This is a genomic window from Sporosarcina koreensis, assembly GCF_001531445.1.
GTDB classification, from domain to species: domain Bacteria; phylum Bacillota; class Bacilli; order Bacillales_A; family Planococcaceae; genus Sporosarcina; species Sporosarcina koreensis_C.
The window spans coordinates 1-260 of the sequence record NZ_LQYA01000280.1; the positions used below are offsets into that span (position 1 = coordinate 1).

The window sequence follows — 260 nt, forward strand, 5'->3', positions numbered from 1 at the left end:
TCCCTTAGTAGCGGCGAGCGAAACGGGAAGAGCCCAAACCAGGAAGCTTGCTTCCTGGGGTTGTAGGACACTCTATACGGAGTTACAAAGGGACGGATTAGACGAAGCGGCCTGGAAAGGTCCGCCATAGCGGGTAATAGCCCCGTAGTCGAAAGTTCGTCCCCTCCAGAGTGAATCCTGAGTACGGCGGAACACGTGAAATTCCGTCGGAATCCGGGAGGACCATCTCCCAAGGCTAAATACTCCCTAGTGACCGATAG

At 55.0% G+C, this 260-nt stretch carries 1 rRNA gene; it reads left to right on the forward strand.

The window, feature by feature from the left end:
- Window positions 1-260, forward strand: a 23S ribosomal RNA gene (locus AWV70_RS21945); the annotation flags it as partial.